At 48.6% G+C, this 20,173-nt stretch carries 9 protein-coding genes; all 9 read right to left on the bottom strand.

The genetic code is table 11. From position 1 onward, the window contains the following. Nucleotides 1–3: 3 nt before the first annotated feature. The 9 genes from AB6805_RS14385 to AB6805_RS14345 all read right to left on the bottom strand — a co-directional run bounded on the left by AB6805_RS14385 (nt 4) and on the right by AB6805_RS14345 (nt 20,158). Entirely contained in the window at nt 4–1,185 is a 1,182-nt protein-coding gene (locus tag AB6805_RS14385; RefSeq protein ID WP_370910122.1) for a glycosyltransferase, read from the bottom strand. Between the two features lie 81 nt (nt 1,186–1,266). Beyond that, nucleotides 1,267–1,851: an RNA polymerase sigma factor gene (locus AB6805_RS14380; RefSeq protein ID WP_370910121.1), complete on the bottom strand. Its 585-nt coding sequence runs from the start codon at nt 1,849–1,851 to the stop codon at nt 1,267–1,269. 96 nt (nt 1,852–1,947) lie between these two features. Continuing rightward, the gene (locus AB6805_RS14375) at nt 1,948–2,538 is read right to left on the bottom strand and encodes a hypothetical protein (protein WP_370910120.1); all 591 of its coding nucleotides are present in this window, start codon (nt 2,536–2,538) and stop codon (nt 1,948–1,950) included. Between the two features lie 69 nt (nt 2,539–2,607). Then, nucleotides 2,608–3,639: a type IX secretion system membrane protein PorP/SprF gene (locus AB6805_RS14370; protein ID WP_370910119.1), complete on the bottom strand. Its 1,032-nt coding sequence runs from the start codon at nt 3,637–3,639 to the stop codon at nt 2,608–2,610. Between the two features lie 33 nt (nt 3,640–3,672). Beyond that, on the bottom strand, nt 3,673–5,670 hold the full coding sequence (locus tag AB6805_RS14365; protein ID WP_370910118.1) for an OmpA family protein: 1,998 nt from the start codon (nt 5,668–5,670) through the stop codon (nt 3,673–3,675). A 26-nt stretch (nt 5,671–5,696) separates the two neighbouring features. After that, nucleotides 5,697–6,701 (bottom strand): PorP/SprF family type IX secretion system membrane protein, encoded by a 1,005-nt coding sequence (locus tag AB6805_RS14360; RefSeq protein WP_370910117.1) that lies wholly within the window; start codon nt 6,699–6,701, stop codon nt 5,697–5,699. Between the two features lie 31 nt (nt 6,702–6,732). Then, nucleotides 6,733–10,842, bottom strand: coding sequence for a PKD domain-containing protein (locus tag AB6805_RS14355; RefSeq protein WP_370910116.1), 4,110 nt, complete (start codon nt 10,840–10,842; stop codon nt 6,733–6,735). Between the two features lie 27 nt (nt 10,843–10,869). Further along, entirely contained in the window at nt 10,870–11,226 is a 357-nt protein-coding gene (locus AB6805_RS14350; RefSeq protein ID WP_370910115.1) for a T9SS type A sorting domain-containing protein, read from the bottom strand. Between the two features lie 10 nt (nt 11,227–11,236). Further along, nucleotides 11,237–20,158 (bottom strand): gliding motility-associated C-terminal domain-containing protein, encoded by an 8,922-nt coding sequence (locus AB6805_RS14345; protein WP_370910114.1) that lies wholly within the window; start codon nt 20,156–20,158, stop codon nt 11,237–11,239. Nucleotides 20,159–20,173 lie beyond the last annotated feature (15 nt).

Genomic DNA, 20,173 nt, shown 5'->3' with positions numbered 1-20,173 from the left:
GCGTTACTTTAGCCAGGACATATCACTTCCTTCAAAATCGCCCACCGCCAACGAAGGGACTTTAATAGACAAGTCCTCCGCTGATATTTTATTTTCCATTGCTTCACTGAAATACTTTCTATTTCCGACAGGGATACTACCGGGAACCCCTCTTGTCCTGCTGTTGGTTCTTAACGCTTCCCTCATTCCCTCCGGACCGGTGGAGCCCATTGTTTCTAATCCCCGGGCGCTAAACAATCCCCCCTCCAGGTCAGGATACTCTTTAAGTCTCTCCCCGTCTTCATATAGCGCATTCAGCTTCTTCTCCGCATTAGCGTTAATAAGTCCTATATTCTCCGCACCAGGCAATGCTGCGATCAGGTCATTGGCAGCCTTTTTTGCTTCTGTCCTGTTATGGGTAAGCATGCCTGTTTTATAGATCTTCTTTTTTACTTCTTCAAAAATATCGGGCTGTTCTGCCTGCGGGGAGCTACTCCCCGATTCATGCTGCCCGGTATTCTCCCTGAAACCAAGATCGCTATCTGAATAGATGCCGCCATACTTGCTGAGAATGCTGTAACGCGCCAGATCGGACGCAGTGCCAAAGTTGGTCCAAGTATCATTTGTATCAGTGGGTGCCCTTTTAATATAACCTGCCTCCTTCTTATAATGTTCTGTAAAGACGCTGGCATCAGCGGAGATATCCTTAATAGTTATTTCATGCTCTCCTGCCCAGGCCGCCATATCTGCAAAACCATTCTGTATAAGGTTAGTCCGGTCGCGCCAGCGGCTGTCAGACCATAACCAGATCTTCGCAGTGGGATTTCTTTTCTTCCAGGCAAGTACATTTGTTTTCCCGGATCCAGGCATGGAAGCCCCTATCCAGATAAAATGGATGATCTTCGGCAGGCCTCCGTTATCCTTACTCTTAAATTCACTAATGTAACGCTCAATAGCCTCCTTCTCCTTTCCTTTCTCCAGCGGATATATTTCGGATTCGCGCATCATGACCTGTATTAAGCCATAGTGCTGCTCAAACAGTTCCGGATTAAAAGCTATCATATCAGTGATGGTGGGCTCTTCTTCAGTACCCTCATATATAAATTTTCTCTGTACAGGCGCATTTTGGGAGATACCATTTCTGCCAGCTATGTGATCGGCATTGCTGCGGAATTTACGTTCCTGGGGATTATTTCGGGTATACATGGGAGTTGTATTTTCGTTATTCCGGCTGACTGAAATTAACGAAAAACACCCGGCTTTCAACATTTAGTTTAACCCGCAGAATTATACCGCCACAAGGTTTTCAACCCCGGCCTGTTTCCTTAAATTCATCAGTGCATACCGTACCCTTCCCAGCGCTGTATTAATACTGATACCGATGGTTTGCGCCATCTCCTTATAACTCAGGTCGGCGTAATACCGCAGGATCAGGGCTTCGCGTTGCAGCCCGGGCAGGCGGTCCAGCATCCTGTTTACTTCTTCGGTCACCTCTGCACGGATCATACGGTACTCCTGGCTGTGTTCCGTAACTTCCATATAATCGCCCAGGTCATCGTTGTAGGTAACGATGGTGCTTTGCCGTTGATTGGTTTTCCTGAAATGACTGATACATGCATTATGGGCAATCCTTACCGCCCATGCCAGGAACCGGCTGTTATCAACATAGTGGCCCGATTGTAAAGCGTTCACTATCTTTATAAATACTTCCTGGAAGATATCCTCTGCCAGGCTTCTGTCTCTCACAAGTAAAACAATAGTAGTAAAGATCCTGTTCTTATGGCGGTATACCAATGCGGTAAAAGCCGGGTTATTTCCTGAAATATACAGGCGGATCAACTCCTGATCCGTAAGGTCACTATATGGGTTCATACACGGTTTCGTAAATTTTGGTCAATAAATGATTTCAAATGGGGGCCACCCTGAACAGGGCAGCCCTTTTATATACTGGTGGTTGTATTAGCCAACCTAGTCCTTGAGATTTAAATATTTTTTCACCTGGCTGTAATCATTCCAGTCGATGCCTGCCGCAGATCTTGCAGACACGCCACCTGGAATAATTACATACCTGTATTGATAACGTTTATCCGTACCAGTGGTGCTGATAGGTGCGTTCGCAAGCAGGTCGATGGCGCCGACAGAGGCTACAAACCTTACCAGGTAACCATATTCATCCACATACGGTAACGCTTGTACGAAAGAATTGGCAGCAGTACCGAGATTGATATATACGTTGATAGATGCATTGGCCAGTAAGGGAGCTGTTAACTTCGGAGCATCCAGGCTGGCGCCATATATGATGGTGTTAATAGTACCATTCTGATTAAAGATGGTATCTGCAGGCGCAAAGGCCACATCCTTCCAGGTGGAATAAATAACATTCGCACTACCAGGGGCGCCTGAATCGCCTTTAGGACCGGTAGCTCCGGGGATACCACCTGGACCAGCAGGGCCGGCAGGACCAGCAGGACCCTGATCTCCATCTTTGGAGCAGGCAGCAAAAAATAATACAACCGCAGTGATCAATGCATAGGGCATAAAGCGTGTAACCTGTTTCATAATGACAATTGTTTTGTTTTTGTTTTTGTTTTTATTTATTAAATGAAAAGATGAAAAAATTGACAGCCGTTACCATACGTTACGGGGACAGGTATCTCCATACTTGTTACCCAGCAGGAAACCGATCATGATTTCATGAGTGCCCCGGCTTACTGTATTCAGGGAAGATGCCGTATAGTCGTAAGAGTAACCAATGTTAAACTGCGAGCTGATGTTGACCCCAAACATAGCAGCCACCCCGTCGTTTATCCTGTAAGAAGCCCCCAGCCAGAGCCGGTCGCGGTACATAAACCTGGCGTTAACATCCACGCTGAATGGCATGGCGGTGATCATTTTCAGCATTACCGACGGCATCACATTCAGATCATCGTTTATCCATAACCGGTAGCCGGTTGTAAAGAATAAATGTGGTACCAGTTTGCCGCTGTAAACAGAGTCGCCCACTACTTTGCCATTGTCGAACCCGATTTGCTGCGGGATAATATTCTGCACAGATATACCGGCAAAATAATCCGCTGAGTACAGCCACAGTCCTGCGTTCACTTCCGGCTTCCATTTATTCAGTATACCAGTGCTGGTACCCAGCACCGGGTCGGAAGGATCAAAAAACTCCACCCTGCTGGCATCCAGACTTACCTGCTGCATACCTATACCGATACCTGCGCTGATGCTGGTTCTGGGAGATAAATTAATATGATGCGCATAGGCTCCGGTAATGGAAAAGCGGTTAAGCGGACCGGTTTTGTCGTTCAGCACAGTGAGCCCTACTCCGGGATGCGGAGGCGGCGTGGTGTAATCCTGCCAGTAGCCTTTTCCGCGGGGATTATTCCCTTCCGGGTCAAAACCGGTAGGCGACGCGGTACTGTAATCCGATTTACGCAAAGGCCCCTGCAGGGTCATATACGTGGTTACCGGTGCACCTTTCATACCTACCCACTGATGCCGGTGACTGAAGCGCAGGTCCCAGTAGTTTTCAATACCCGCCAATGCCGGGTTGATGATGAAAGGATTCATGATATACTGCGTGTAATGTGGCTGTTGCTGCGCATGGGTAACATGCACCAGCAAAACAAGCAAACCTGTGAGCACAATGTTTTTCATGGATCAGTAATTTTGAGTTAAACAGCCGGGCTGTTACTTTTTAATGATGGTAAATGCCGTTCTCCTGTTCTTTTGTCTTCCTTCCGGATTATCACTACCATCTTCCAGTGTATTGGGCGCTACCGGCTGTGTATCGCCATAGCCTATATAAGTAAGCCTGGAGCGATCAATGCCTTTGCTGACGAGATATTCCACGCAGGTTTTAGCACGGGCTTCAGACAGGCGTTGGTTAAAGGCGGACTTACCTTTACTATCTGTGTGCGCGCTCAGTTCTATGTGCATATCAGGATTGGCAGCAAGCAGTTCCGCAAGCTTATCCAATGAAGGGAATGAACCTTCCTGTAACGTAGCTTTGTTGAAATCGTAGTACACGTTTTCCAGCACTACCGGCGCTTCCGGTGTAACCAGCTTCACCAGGCACAATACCGGCACCGTCATGGCAGTAGTGTCTTCGTCCTGCGGAACAGTTATCTGCCGAGCGTTGGTCGTATAACCATCTGCGTTAGCCACTGCTTTTAACGGTAAAAAGTCTTCCACGGTAAAAGCATAGCTGCCATCGGCGGCCGTAGTGTGCGTGTATACCACTTTGTTACTGATAGTATCTATCACATTTACGGCAGCACCCGCCAGCGGCGTGTTACTGTCGCAGGACACCACGATACCACTCAACCGTTTTGGCGGACGGTTTTTATGTACAAAGAACAATTCCAGGCAGCATTCTGCTGCACGGTCGGTGCCCAGCAGTACATCGTCCAGCAGGTTTTTATTATTGCTTCTGCTGGTAAAATAAATATCGTCTTTCACGGAGTTAACCGGGTACCCCATGTTTACCGGTGCTTTCCACGTACCTACATTTCCTTTGCTGGAGAAGAAGTCGTATCCGCCCATGCCTACACGGTTATCTGCCGAAAAAATCAGCGTTTTGGTAGCCGCATGATAGAATGGCGCCTGTTCATTACCGGCAGTATTAATCACTTCTCCCAGGTTGGCTGTTTGCAAGGGCTTTCCGGATTCATCAAGGGAGGCATACCATAAGTCGAAACCACCGTAACCATCGGCCCTGTCGCTGGCGTACAACAATGTTTTACCATCTTCCAGTAAATACGGTTGCTGGGTATTATTACCCGCCGAATTTACCAGCGCATCCATCACCACGGGCTCGCTCCAGTTATCACCGTTTTTACGGGACACATAAATGGCCGATACCTTTTTGCCATGATCAATGTGCCAGCGGGTAAGGAATAGTAGCTCCCCGTTGGGCGACAGGCACGCAGCGCCCTGATGCAGCCCTTCCGGCTGGTCGAGCTTTAACAGGTGAATATTGGATACCTGCCCGGCTTCATAGCTGGCGGTATATAAACGGTTGATATAGGTATGATTTTTCTGAAAGGAACTATCCGGCCGGGTAGAAGTAAAGATGAGAGTACTACCATTGTTCCACAACGGCGCATAGCTGGCGCCAGTGGTATTTAACGCAGGAGGCGCCTTCTTTACGCTGTACTCCGACAGATCTTTTTTATTCAACTGGGCGGTAATAAATGCCAGGTTTTGCAATTCGCGTTTGGCCGCTTCCGTGAATTTATCATTGGCCGTATAGCTGTCCAGGAAATTTTTGAACGCCTGGGTCGCCTCTTCATACTTAGCCAGCGCCCGTAAGGAAACTGCGTAGTAGTAAGGCGCCAACGGGAAACCAGCTTTATCCAGTTCCATCACGGATTCGTAGTAGGGCGCCGCTTTACCATAGTTATGCAGGTTGCGGTAGCTCTCTGCCAGCTTATACACCGCCAGCTGTTCGCTGCTTACCTTTACCGTTTTATTTTTTACCACCGACACGGCCGCATAAGGTTTGTAAGTATCCGGCTTCACCGTTTTGGTGCGGGAGCCCAGGTACTTTTCATAATAGGTAGCCGCTGAATTGTAGTCTTCTTTACTGTAGTACTGATCTGCCGCTTTGAGATAGTTATAGGTAAACTGTGCAAACGACATCATACCAGATAACAGCAATGCGGAAGTAAATATTATTTTTTTCATGAGATCCTGTTGCTTTTAAAAGTTGATTACAATCGTGGACAAACAAATTCTACATCCGGTGTTCTTACCGATCTGCGGCCAATGAACGTAAGGGATATTTCAAAGCTGTTGGAGCCATGCGCCATTTTGCTGAGATCAGATGTATTGATATCATAGCTGGCGCCGAGCATCATGTTTTTATAAATAAATCCCGCGTGTGTAGTCACTGCATCTTTGTACCGGTAGTTTACGCCGAGCAGGAAATCCGTTCCTGCGGCTGCATTCAGCTGGCCATAGGCGCCGATCATTTTTTCCTGCGCAGGGCCCTGCTGCATGAACAGGAAGTTGGGCGTAATGCTGAGTATTTCCGACAGGGTTAACTTCACGCCGCCGTGTACATTAAAGCGCATCGGGAAACGGGCATCACCTTTGGCGCTGAACTGGTCCTGTGGTTTTGTAAGATGCATAACGGAGAAGCCGCCATAGATATTAAAGTTCTTCCCGGGGGTAGCGTCATAATACAATGCCCCTGCGCCGGCATCAAAGGAGGCTGCCGAGTTACGGGTAAGTACATCCGATACCGGGTTACCGGGGTTGTAGCCGGTAACAGGGTTCCATTGCTCACCATAGGTGAGCTTGGAAGGGTCAAACCTGCGCTGGATAAAGCCCAGCTGCAACCCGAAGTTTAACTGGTGATAATGGGAAGCATCCAGTTTCACACCGGTATAGGCCGCGCTTACATAGGCCGTTGTATAATTGTAACCGCCATCGCCGGCAGTTTGATTTAATACGCTGGCGCCTATATTAATATTCTTTGCAGTGGGTATTTCCCCGCTTACGCCGTATGTTTTAAACGGGCTGATATTTCCCCACTGCGTGCGGTAAATAGCCGCCACGCGGTAGTCGCCATCAAATACGCCTGTAAGCGCGGGGTTTAACCACGACGGGTATACGTAGTACTGTGAAAAGTGGGGATCGGTTTGCGCCATTAACCGGGTACCGGAGCATACAGTGGCAGCAAAGATGAATAAGGTTGCAATGATCGTTCTCATTTACAATACGGTTTTATGTGAATGATTTACTTTACCTGATAATAGTTACATAGCCGGTGATAGGCGCCATACCCGCCCGGAGCCTGATTACATAATAGTAAGTGGCCATTGGCAGCTGATTACCTTTGAACCTGCCGTCCCACGGTACATTATAACCGGTGGAGTGGTATATCCTTTGTCCGTAGCGGTTAAATATTTCCACGGTGCTTTCTGCATAATCAGACAGGTTGGTGATGATCCAGGTGTCATTAATACCATCTCCGTTTGGAGAGAAGGCATTTGGCGGTGCAACTGGTTTTAATACTTTCACCGTCATAGCGTCACGTGCCATACAACTGTGTTTGCCGATGGCAGTAAGTGTGTACGTGGCATCGTGCATGGCAGGAATTACCGGCGACAACACCGTAGGATCGGGGAAGTCGGCAGCAGGGTCCCAGGCAAAAGTGAGGTTCACCGAATCGTTGGCCACCGGCTTAAAGCTCACGATAGTACCCTGCGGCACAACAAAGGATGGTCCGGCATCTATCACCGGCTGGAGGTATACGATCACCTTGCTGCTATAGGCAGATGATCCGCAACCCGACTGATTTGCTACCTGCAACTGCACGCTGTATTCACCAGGTGCGGTATATTTTTTTACCGGGTGTTGTTCAGTGGAGGTGGTGCCATCGCCAAAGCTCCACTCCCACTTATTAATGCTTCCGGTAGGATCTGTGCTTTGATCCGTAAACACATTGTCGGCGCCCTGGCAAAGGGTATCCGGCGTTACTTTAAAGGATGCCACCGGCTGGCCGAAGAAGGCGCTTAATGTTTTAGTGGCGGAATCTTTACAACCATAAGCGGTAGTCGCCACCAGCTTCACGTTAAACGGTCCAAAGGCTTTATACTGCCAGGTAGGGTCTTTTGCCGCCGATCCCGCACCGCCGTCGCCGAAGTTCCACTGGTAGGAAAGGGACGACTTGTCTCTCGCCGTAGTGAGATTGGTAAACGCGGCGGTACCATCCGGCATACATACTTTGGCAGGCAGCGCAAAATCGGTCACCGGCAACTCATGTACGGCCACTATGGCTTTGGCGGTATCACTGATACAATTATGATCACTCACCGCCACCAGCTTCACGAGGTAGCTGCTGTCTTTCTGGTAAGTGATGGTAAACGGATTGTTGTTGGTGTTGTTTCTCAGCGTACCATTGCCCAGGTCCCATTTCCAGTTGATGATGGTTCCTACGGGGATGGCAGACTGGTCAGTGAAAACAGTAGTCTGTCCAAGACACAAATTGGCGGTAGCTGTAAATGCAGCTGCTGGCTTAGGATACACTACTACGGTGGTGGAAATGGAATCGGTACAACCGCTGCTGGTGGTAAACACATACCAGATGGTATGCGTACCTGCGCCTGCGACAGCAGGGGTAAAATTGCCTGTTGAATCCGTAGCCGGACCACGGTAGTAACCTTTACCAGTTACGCCATTTTGTACCGTAGCTTTGCCTATGGCAATGGTACCGGGCATGTTTACGCAAACCCCGTTCAGGGCAGCATAAGCCAGTTGTGGTTTCAGTTTAAAGGTAGCCGTTACCGTAGTATCCTTCGTACAGCCTTTATCGGTAGTTACGCTGTATTTAATAGTGTAAGTGCCAAACTTCGTATAGGCATGCGTGGGATCTTTTGCCACCGAGGTATTCGGGTTGGCAGTGGTTGCATTAGCATCCCCGAAGTTCCAGGCGTGTGTGCTGATGGTTTGCGCATCGGGTACCACTGCACCGCTGGTAAACTGTACCAATCCGCCTACCGGCAGGCAATCGCCGGGATAAGCAAAGAGCGGGTTGGGTTTGGCATATACGGTAACCGTTTTTGAAACAGTGTCACTCACACAGAGGTTACTTATTTTCACCACGTGTTTTATGGTGTAGGTACTATGATCTTTGTAAGTAATCGTTTGTACCGCGTTGGTAGCAGCGTTCAGCACAGAATCATTTCCAAAGTTCCAGTACCACGATTTCAAAGGCGCCGTACCGCCATAAGTAGAGTTATCGGTCATCTTCAATACTCCGCCTTCGCATAAGGCAGCGGCATCTGTGGTAAAGGAGGCCACCGGTTTGGCCGCTGCGGCCACCTGGAAGGAAGTATCTCCCACACAGCCATCCCTTGAAATCACCGTTAGCTTTACAGCCGCATTTCCCACAGGAAATACTTTTCCTACCTGTATGCCACTATCCTTCACTGCTCCCGGGAACTCCCACTGCCAGCGGTCAATCAGCGGATCCTTCAGGCTTGTATCTCCCTTAAAATAAACCGTATCCAGCGAACACCCGGTATAGGTATAAGTCATTACCGCACGCGGCTTTCCTTTCACCAATACCGTGAATCCCACCTTTTCTGTGTTGTTACAATTTTCAATGCTCGGATGCGTGGACATGACGGGGATATCATACTCTCCTATTGCGCTGAACTGGTAAGTGCCGGGCAATGAGTATTTATAATAAGTGATCCCGTTGATCAGTACCGTACCGGTGCTTACCGGCGCATTAACCGTTATGTCTGCGTTAGGTGTAATCGCTGTGCCCAGGGTGCTGAGCCGCCACACCATTTTTGTAGGCTTGTACGCCATTAAAATGGACAATTGCACGGGGGTACTGGTACAGGTAAAATCATTGGATGTTTTAGAGGTATCATAACTGTTGTGAATAGAGCCTACGGCATTGAGGTTATTGATCAGCGTACCAGCATTGTAGCCATAGCTTTCCACGCTGCCAAGGCCGTAGGTTACTGCGGTGAAGGCGGAGTCGCTGCTCACAATACATTGTGCAGGCGTAGCCGGCCATCTTTTGATCACCACCGTGTAACCGTTCAGGTTAGGATGCGGGTAAGAGAAGTCGAACAGCGGGCTGCCATCAATCCTGAGCGAGGGAACGCCTGCCGTAGGAATGATCATAGTGAGATAGTTGGTTTCAATAAACTCGCGGTCGTTCCGGTAAAAACCAATCCGCTTGATGGCTTGTTCTATAGGACTCAGGTACACCATTTCAGGGTCTCCCAATCCGCCGTTATTGCCGCAGGCGCCGGAAGACGACATAAACTGCGCCACCAGCACCGGTTTATCTGACTCTATATAATCGGCGGTATTGCTAACAAACTCGTAGTAAGAGTTGGAGATCAGGCCGGTGAGTGTTACGCCATTTCTTTTTACAATAGTAGCAGGATCTTTCACCACTACTTTATAAATATTATACTGGAGGGTCGACGGCAAATCATCTTCAGAGGTGGGTGCGGTGAGATAACGTTTACCCCACGCCTGGAACGGGAAGATCTGCTGGATGTTATTATCACCGCTGCTACTGGAGTTATTGCAGGTGATAGCCGTACGGCTGCTGCCGGAATACACGGCCACGGGATAACACTGTCCCATTGGATTACCGATCGATTTAATAGTAGTACCGGTCAGCTCCCGGCCGGCGCCACCGCCCAGCGAAGCGCCTACCAGCTGGTAGATATCCCCGCGGTTCAGCGTAACGGTGAAAGGTACGCCCGCAGGGCGTCCGTTACGGGTTAATACCGAAGGTGTAATTTCCACCACGGTATTATTCTGGTTCGCAATAACAAACATCCAGGAGAAACAGTCGTCTGCATAGTTCTGCATACTGTTCACAGAAATGTAGGAATAACCCCATGTTTCTTCCGGCATCAGCATAGTAGCCCCGGAAGAGGCGCTGCCATAAATATGCGCATAAGCTACAATAGGCACGTTACTTTGTATGTGAATAGACTTCCCCGTGAAAACGCCCTCGCCGCCGGTGCCGCCAAAAGATGGCGGCAGGGAATACAGTCTTGCATCTATAGCGCCCGATTTAGGGATCAGATCAGAAGCAATAACAGTATTCGCCGGGATGTTATACGTACGCGTCCAGGTGGTGCCGGTAATGCTCACCGTAACGGTAGCAGGCTGCTCCGCACTCAGGTACAGGATCATTTCCTGGCTGTTGCTTTGCCCCATCTCCATGAACTGGTGGTGTCCGTAGCCCACCCAGAAATCTTTCCCTTTATTGGAAAGATTCTGGGCGTATGCAACATCGGCTACGAACTGAAACAGGGTCAGGGATATGGCAATGCAAAGTCGCTTTATGTATAGTAATTTGGTTGACATCTTTTTCAATTTTTCATATTGAAATGATTATTGTTTGATGATCATCTTCGACGTCGTTGTGCCATCTGCAAAAATGGTATTCAGCATATAGGCTCCCCGCTGGATATCCTGTACATCCAGCTGGTTATTTTTACCGGTAACGGCTACACGCTTGATGGTTTTGCCATCCATCGCATAGAGTACCAGCTGTTGAATGGATTTGCGTGACTGTATAGTGAGGGAAGAAACGACCGGGTTGGGATATACCTTCACAGATCGCTGCAACATTAAAAGGCTGTCGATATCCTGGCGCATGGGCCGGATAGTTGCATTGGCACAAGGCCAATGCAACATCCAACATCCAATGACTAACAGTAACAACTTCTCTATGCTTACTTTTTTCATACAACTGTTTTTAGCGGATCAGATTAATAACTCCTTTCTTCTCTGTTTTACTTCCGTCTGTAAGGGTCAGATGACATACATAGATGTATACACCGGAGGGCAATGCCTTTCCTTTGTAGTTGCCATCCCAGCCTACAGACTGGTTATTGGATTCGAATACTTTTTCACCCCATTGGTCAAAAATGGTGATGTGCAGCTGCTTGATAATGTAACCATACACGAGCAGTACATCGTTCCGGCCATCGTTGTTAGGTGTGAACGTATTCGGAATATAGATGCCGTCCGGTAGGGTCTTACCTTCAGCCGGCAGTGATGCCTTGTCTTCGCAACCTTTCGCACGCACAATCAGTTTCACTGTTTGCACCGGTTGTAACCCGCTAACGATATGCACCAGTCCTTCCCTGCCGGAAGTTGGCAATGTCCAGCTGGTACCGCCATCCAGGGATACTTCGTAACCGGTGGCATTGGCAACTGCCTTCCATTTGAAGCGGATCATGTTTACGCCTACGCTGTCTACCGTAATTACCGGTGTTTCCAGAACCGGCAATACATGTATAATGGCTTTAGCGCGTGACAGTCCGGGGCATCCGTGTGTGAGTGTTTCCAGGTAGTAATTACCGTCGGCGGCAATGTTATTAATCGTATAGTCGTTGCCGGTGTGCAACAGGGTACCGCCTGTTGGAGCATCGTACCAGTTGTACAATACGCCGGGTTCAGGGTTCCTGGCAGACAGGGTAACATCCGTGCCGTTACATACGGTCATAGAGTCTTTTACGAGTTGTGCCACCGCAGGCGCATACACTTCTACTTCTTTGGTAGTATCCCCTACGCAACCCTCTGCCGCCACAATGCTCAGTTTCACTTCTTTCACACCCGGGTATCTGAAATACTTCAGGGTATCTTTTGCAGACGATACTGTAGAATCGGCAAAGCTCCATTTCCAGGTGCTGATAGCAACCCCGTTGCTGGTAGTGGCAGTACCTTTAAACAAGGCGCCGTCGTTCAGGCAGCCGGTATAATCAACACTGAAGTCAACCACTGGCGCAGGGATTACCTTTATCTGCAGGATGCTTTCAAAACTGTTGCTGCAGCTTTCAATATCCGGATGTGAAATCAGGATAGGCACTTCATACAAGCCTGGTTTGCTGAAGATGTAATCAGCCGGTACTGTAAAGCGATAGTATTTCCGTTCGTTGCTGATGATAGAATCCACTGGCACCGGGTTATTCTGCACGATATCGGTTTTAGGCGCCAGGCTTGCTACCTGGCTGAATTTCCAGGTGATAGCCGTTGGTTTCACCGGTATCAGCATAGAGAAGCGGAATGGCGTTTTAGCGCAGGTGTAGGTGTTGTTCTGACCACTGTTGTTCATTACGTTGTTAAATGAAGGCAGGATGTTCAGATTCTTCACCAGGGTACCTGCGTTGTAGCCATAGCTTTCCACGCTGCCAAGGCCGTAGGTAACGGCGGTGAAGGCAGAGTCGCTGGTAACCGTACACTGTGCAGGTGCTGCCGGCCAGCGCTTCACTACTACCGTATATCCGGTCGCGTTAGGATGCGGATACGTATGATCGAAAGTAGCGCTGCCGTCGATCAGCAGGGAGGATACACCTCCCGTAGGTATGATGAGGGTAAGATAGTTAACAGTGATAGACTCCTGCGTATTGCGGTACAGTCCTACCTTTTTGATACCCTGTTCTACCGGGCTCAGGTAAATCATTTCCGGATCGCCGTTGCCGCTGGTATTGGGGCAGCTGCCGCTGGACGACATATACTGCGCTACCATCACCGGCTGATTGGCCTCAATATTATCGGCGGTGCTGCTTTCAAACTGGTAAAACCGGTTGTTGATCAGCCCCGTCAACGTAGCGCCGTTTATTTTCACTACGGTAGCAGGATCTTTCACCAATACACGGTAAATGTTGGTCATGAAAGAACTGGCCGAACCGCTGGTAGAGGTAGGTGCAGTAAGATACTTTCTGCCCCATGCCTGCGACGGGAAGTTCTGCTGGATCAGGTTATCGCCCGATCCACCGGTTTCGATACCGCAACCAATACCGGTACGGCTGCTGCCGGAGAACACCGCCATCGGGTAACATTTCCCATCTTCATTGATGACAGACCTGATGTGGCTACCAGACAAGTCGTATCCTTCACTACCACCGCCAGGCATCATAGCGCCGAGCACCTGGTACACTTCTCCTTTATTCAGTGTAACCGTAAACGTTGTATTGGCAGGTTTACCGGCCAGCGTGGGCACAGATGGTGTGATCTCCACTTTTGTATTATCATAGTCTGCTATTACATAGAACCAGGAATAGGTATCTGTGCTGTAATTCTGCCTGGACGACAGCGTGGCATATTCATAACCATAGGTACCTACCGGCAGCAGCATGGTGGCGCCGGAAGAGGCACTGCCATAAATATGCGCATAGGCAACAATGGGCACATCACTTTCAATGCTGATACCTTTATCTGATAATCCTTCCTCTATCAGGCGGGCATCGTTCAGACCACTTTTTGGTATTATCTCCGTAGTGATGGTTTTATTGGCAGGAATGTGATACACTCTTTCCCAGCTGGTACCATTAATGCGCACGGTTACGTTAGAAGAATCCTGTGCATTGAGGTACAGCACCATGTTCTGCGAGTTGTCCCCGGTGAAGAACTGGTGGTGACCATAGCCCACCCAGAAACGGGTACCACGGTTGGAGCTGTCGGCCGGCTGCAACAATTGAGAAGTAGCCGTACCACCATTGAGACCGGTGAATTTATCCAGGAAGTGTACTGCGCTATCCCTGATCACATTCGGGATATCATATACATGGCTCAGCGAATCCACGATCCATGTGTTGGCACTGTCCGTGCGGCCCATCCGGATATCCTTCTGGCGCCTGATATAACCCTGCCATGGATCGATATAGAACTGATCGATGTTGAAGTTATACTGACCATTGGCCGGTGTTACATCCACATCGGTATAAAAATACATAAAGTCCCTGCCTGTAGCCAGGTTTGGCGGCTTGATACCGGAGTAGCGTCTTACGGCTATGTTATTGGGTATGGCCGTACCCGGGTTCCAGGTAATTTTTGTTACCGTGTCCGTACCAAACATAAATGTTTGGGTAACGCCGGGAGCCGGTGTAGCCGGGAATGCCGGGAGCACCGGTGGCACGGAAGTGGGCAGGAATTCGTAAGCGCCCATATCCGGCACACCGTCGGTGAGTTTAACCGCCCTGGCAACGCCGTTGATGTCTTTATCATTACCTTCTATCTGCACACCACGGCCATGGATAGCCCATACGTCGGGTTTTGCAATGGCTGGTTGCAGCGTGGTATCATCTGTAAATGCTGGTTTGTATACAATTGAGTTTATATCCAGTGTATCTGCGGTGATGTAGTCATGCAATGTAGCATAGCTGCCCGCAGGGGTAAGCTGTTTCACCAGCACGGTACCTTTTGTATACAGCGTGTTATAATCGCTCTTCATGTAAAGCGGGTTCGCAATATACATGGCGATACCGCTGGTATCTGAAGCGAAGATGTTATTTTTTACTTTGATATTACCATAATAAGACGCCGTATGCCTGAAGTACGCGGCAAAGTTATCGCCGGTGGTAGTGGAGCTGTTCAGTACCGAGTTATTATAGTAGTTAAGGTTGGAACTGCTTTCACTGTAAATACCGTACGCATTTACACCATTGGCTTTTAGACTGATCACGTTATTGGAGATGGTAGCTCCGTCTGCCTGGTAAACTTCCAGTCCGCGGACTTCCCCGGTAATATTTCCTCTTGCGGTAATCCTGTTTCCGGATACAATGCCTTTTACGCCGGCATCAGCTGTCGCGTAGTAAAGGTATATCCCGTGAACATCATCGGTGGTGTTAGTTACCTTAATGTTGTTGGCTGAAATCGAGTAGCCGTTAGTGTTATCTGTATGGATACCATAGGCGTCAGCTCCCATGTTACCGCCCAGGTTCACCTGGTTGCGCCGGATCATCACACTGTCGGCATACTCAACATACAAGCCGTTTGAGTATGGTTTCTCCACAATATTGCTATCCACTGTAAGTCCCCGTGCAATTGCGCTGTAACTGCCCACCCAGTAAACGCCATTCGACCCGTTGGTGATGGTGTTACCGGTGATCACGTTACCCGTGCCGATACATTCATCGGCATATACACCACTTATGGCAGTACCGGTGCTGGTGCTAACCGGCAGCGGAATAGCACAGTTAGCGATGCTGTCGTACGAAGATGCGTTGGCATATACCACTGCCCTTGCGTTGGTGGTGCCTGCCGGTTTAATGGTAATAGCTCTCCAGGTAACATAGTCTACGCTATCCAGCTGCAATACATAATTCAATGCAGATGTACCGGCGTAGGTAAGCGTTACAGCTGCTGCGCTGTTGGCTTCACTTTGGAAGGTGACCCTGTTTACCGCAGAAGCGCCGGGGATATGATGCATGGTGACCTGCTCTGTATAGGTGCCTGCCTTTGCAAGGAAGGTAACGGGACCGGCTATACCGCATTCCAGTTTGGATGCAGCGCTGCTGAACGACTGGAAGTTAGTAATACTGGAAGGCGCCGCAGGGTTGATGGTATAGGTACCTGCCAGCAATGGCGGGTTCAGGTTAGCCTTTACCACGGTAGAGTAAGCACTGTCGGTGCCTCCGCATATGATTAAGCAGCGGTAGTAGTTTTCTACCCCGATGGTAGTATTAAATACGCTCACATACTGTGAATCGCTCACAACCACCCACGGGCCTGTAGCGGTAGCAGAACGCTGCCACTGGTAGGTTTGTGTGCCACCGGTACTGTTGCCGGTGAGATCCAGTTTTATGTCGGTACCCATGCACACCGGTGTAAGCGGGAATACGGTGGAAGTACCCGGTACCACTGGTTTGCTGCAATTAGGCACGCTCACTTCGTAAGCGCCCATGTCTGGTTTGGTAGTGCTCCTGGTTACTCCAAGGATATCGGTAGTAATGCCTACCGGCTTACCGGTGTTATCCAGTGGAGAGATAACCGTTGCGTAGTTACCGGCAACAGGATCTGCAAACACAGGTTGAATAGACAAAGAGTTGCTATCCAGCTTAGTGGCGGCAGTCCATGCTGCAAGCGTAGGATAGGTACCGCCTATATAAGCTGTATTAAAATTGCTTTTTACATAAATATCATTGTAATTAGATGTAAGCACCGTGCTGGTACCTATGCTCAAACCTCTTCTATTTCCTTTACCGGACCTGCTTACATCAAGAATATTATCAAAGAACTGGATGCCTGTAGCAGTACCCGACTGATAGAAGCCGGTAGCTTCATCGGAAGAGGTACTCTTAAGATCATTCAGCGCAATTGTATTGTGATAATAGTACACATAGTCGGCGCTGTAGTTGGAGAATCCATACTGCGTACCCTGACCACGGAAATCATAGATCACATTATTGAACACTTTTGCCGGGTTGGTGGCGGTTGCATCTGCATAAGAGAACTCCATTCCATAAAGAGTAGAAGTACTGCCTGGTGCACCGCCCAACAGGTTATGGATACGGTTATTGCTTACCACCACATCAGCTGCTTTGTTTTCAACGCTGATACCATACAGGGAGTAGCTGTCATTGTCACGGCCCGGCCTGGAAATATCATTATGATCTATCAGGGTATTAATGGTATAGCTTACCGTAATACCTGTTTCATAAAAGTCTTTTATGATATTGTAACTGATAGTATTACGTGTGGGGATAGAAGCAGTAGCGCCATAGATAAGCACACCGTTATATCCACCGGTAATGGTATTTTTTGTAATTATATTACCATCACAATCGTTGTTGGAACCAGTGGTTGGACTGGATTCACTACCGTTGATCACGATACCGGCAAACTCATTGTAGGTACCGGTTTGATCTATGATGAGGTTACAGCGGCGGATAGTATTGCTATCAGCGTTGTTGAGCATCTGCACACCATAGCCATAATCATCACTGGTAGCGTCTATGGTAAGGCTGTCGAAGGTAATATGATCAGCACCACGCAACTTTATCACCGCCCTTTCATTATCATCGGTAGGTGCAAACTTTATCGTATTGCCGTTACCGTTAAAGGTGATAGTGTTAATGGCAGAGGTGCCTGCAATAGAATCCAGGATCAGCTGTTCCAGGTACGGACCGGAGCCGGCCACTACATTCATTACCACCGGACCTTGTATACCGCATTCCATAGCCGCTTTGGCAGCATTAAAGCTGACGAAGTTGGTGGCGCTGGCTGGTGCATTTTTATTAATGGTATAGCCGCCACCAGGGAATGCCTGGTTTACAGTAAGGAGTATTGGCTGTGAGTAAGCCGTGTTACCACTACACGTAACGGCTACACGATAATAAGACGTTATAACCGCTGTGATCACTGTATCCGGGTTGGTAAGCACATTGCCAATATTGGTGTAGGTGCCGGTAGCGGTAGCTGACCGCTGCCACTGGTAGGTTTGTCCCAGCCCGATAGAATTATCGGTGAGTGATAACGCCACTTTCCGGTTCACACAAATCACGGATGGGCTTACCTGTGCATTACCTGCCAGCGGCGGGTTAATGCAGGGACCGGGTGTAAACTCATATGCACCAATATCAGGCGTGGAGGTACTTCTTACTGCATTATTAATATCTACAGTAATATTTACCGGTACACCTTTGTTATCGATAGAAGCATTCGCCGGCTGATAGTTACCGGTACTGACAGATACAAACAGCGGATTGGAACTTACCGAGTTGCTATCTTGGGCAGAAGCGGTTTGCCAGTCGAGCAGCGCAGCGTTATTAGCGCCAAAGTAGCCCACATTGCTGGTGCCACCGCTGGCAGCCAGGTAGTAATCATTCCTGTTGGCATGAATAGTACCGTTAGTTGCTGCGAAGTATATGCAATACTTGCTGCCGCCACCACCGCGGGTAACAGCAATGAGGTTATTTAAAAATTCGATGCCATCGGCTTTGGATGTCTGATAAAAGCCGCGGGCGGTATAGGTAGTACCTGTGGTGGCACTTCCATCCAGCGCAATGGTATTATGGTAATACCAAACGTTGTCGGACCCTGAATTGTAAATACCATAAGCATCTCCCTTACCGGTATAATTATACATAAGGTTATTGCTTACCACGTTTTCCAGCTGCGCGAGTGCATCGGTGCTGCTGAAATAAATACCGTAAGCCGCGCTCGTGCTGTTGGGCGCTCCTCCAAAAGGATTGCTGATGATATTACGGGTAACGTTTGCCTTTGTACTGAGATTCGTGAAATAGATACCATAGAAGGTGCCTACGCCGGTACGCGCCGGCCGGCTGATGATATTATTTTCTAACAGCGTATTAAAAGAGCCGGTTACATAGATACCATAGCTGTAGAAATTGCTGATCTTATTACCGGTAACTTTATTATTGCCATTTGCAAAGGTATTGCTGCCGGTTAATGCGATTCCATAGTAACCGCCATTGATAATATTATCAGAGAAGATATTGAAATCGCATTTCGCCTCTCCGGTAGTAGTAGCCGAAGTAAGCGAGCTGCTGATAACGATACCTGCGTTGCTGGTGGAACTGGCGGTAGAATCCAGCAGGAATGTACAGTTTTTGATAGTGTTATAATCCGCATCGTTGGTGAGATGTACACCCCATCCGTTGCTGGTGCCGCTGGTTTTAATCACCAGGTTGCTAAAAGTAAAATAGTCGGCGTCCGACAACCGGATCACTGCCGGCGCTGAAGAGGTACCCGCAAAAGTAAGCGTGTTGCCGTTACCGTTAAAGGTAATGGTATTGGTAGCAGAGGCGCCAGGTACCGGTGTGATCAGCAGTTGTTCGGTGTACGGACCACTGCCGGGAGCTACGTTAAATACAACGGCATTGTTGATACCACACTTAATAAAACTGTAGGCATCATTGAAGGAGGCAAAGTTGTTACCACCCGTGGGCAGGGCCTTATTAATATTGAAGACGCCTGACACCGCCTGCGGAGAAGTAACTGTTACCGCGTTGGAGGTAACAGTTATATTGGAGGTGACACAGGTTACGTTACAGCGGTAGTAAGTAGTCGCCGGTTGTGTAGTTACCAGGCGATTGGTAGTATCGTTGGGAATATTGGTCCAGGTAGTATTATCAGTGGATTTCTGCCATTGATATTTAATTCCGGAGGCAATAGTAGTGCCTGACAAAGTGATGGTTACCTGCCCATTCATACAAACGGTTGATGAACTGGCGGTAGCAGTTCCTGCAGCGGGCGTACCGGTACAGGCCACAGCGGGCGTCCAGGAAAAGATCACATCCGGGCGGGTGGTCATGGTACCGGTATTGGTAGTGCTGGTGGTACCGCATAAATAATTCAGTCCGTCGGAGCGGTAGGTATGTGACGCGTTAAAAGGAAGTCCTGTTGTATAAGGTACTTCCGGGTTATTCGTATAGGTGAGATTGTTATCGGAATCAGGCGCGCCATTACATATTTCCACGACGATATTATCTGTGCCATTCCAGAAAAAAGCGGAGCCAAAGGGAAAAACATTGACACCTGTTTTCGGGAGATAATTAACCGGACCCAATACCTGGTTGGTAATAGGTACCCAGGTGCTATTGTCCAGCGCCGTATCAGTAGTAGTGCCAATTTTTATGGTATACTGCTCGATCGTATCGGTACCGTTGAGGTTGAGCACCTTGTATTTCAGTCCGCTGATAACACCGGCATTCATCCCTGCGGCATGCAGCTCTGAAGCGCGGTACAGGTATTGCGTCCTGGTGCCTTCATAATAATCCTGTAACGGGCACGGATATCCCGTGTTGGTGTTACCGGAAGTACTTTGGCCAATGCTGATATCCGTTTGTGCCGACAACCGGCAGGCCAGCATCAGCAATACTCCTACAAGTAATGTTGTTTTATATAGATAATGAACAGTACAATTTCTCATATGAGGTTATTTGAA

It is taken from the genome of Chitinophaga sp. RCC_12 (genome assembly GCF_041360695.1).
Lineage (GTDB): Bacteria > Bacteroidota > Bacteroidia > Chitinophagales > Chitinophagaceae > Chitinophaga.
The sequence above is the reverse complement of the archived record's forward strand: the minus strand, read 5'-3'. Positions and strand labels throughout refer to the sequence as shown.

Excerpts from the sequence above, each read along its gene's own strand:
- AB6805_RS14385 (WP_370910122.1), bottom strand. The coding sequence starts at position 1,185 with ATGTATACCCGAAATAATCCCCAGGAACGTAAATTCCGCAGCAATGCC.
- AB6805_RS14380 (WP_370910121.1), bottom strand. The coding sequence starts at position 1,851 with ATGAACCCATATAGTGACCTTACGGATCAGGAGTTGATCCGCCTGTAT.
- AB6805_RS14375 (WP_370910120.1), bottom strand. The coding sequence starts at position 2,538 with ATGAAACAGGTTACACGCTTTATGCCCTATGCATTGATCACTGCGGTT.
- AB6805_RS14370 (WP_370910119.1), bottom strand. The coding sequence starts at position 3,639 with ATGAAAAACATTGTGCTCACAGGTTTGCTTGTTTTGCTGGTGCATGTT.
- AB6805_RS14365 (WP_370910118.1), bottom strand. The coding sequence starts at position 5,670 with ATGAAAAAAATAATATTTACTTCCGCATTGCTGTTATCTGGTATGATG.
- AB6805_RS14360 (WP_370910117.1), bottom strand. The coding sequence starts at position 6,701 with ATGAGAACGATCATTGCAACCTTATTCATCTTTGCTGCCACTGTATGC.
- AB6805_RS14355 (WP_370910116.1), bottom strand. The coding sequence starts at position 10,842 with ATGTCAACCAAATTACTATACATAAAGCGACTTTGCATTGCCATATCC.
- AB6805_RS14350 (WP_370910115.1), bottom strand. The coding sequence starts at position 11,226 with ATGAAAAAAGTAAGCATAGAGAAGTTGTTACTGTTAGTCATTGGATGT.
- AB6805_RS14345 (WP_370910114.1), bottom strand. The coding sequence starts at position 20,158 with ATGAGAAATTGTACTGTTCATTATCTATATAAAACAACATTACTTGTA.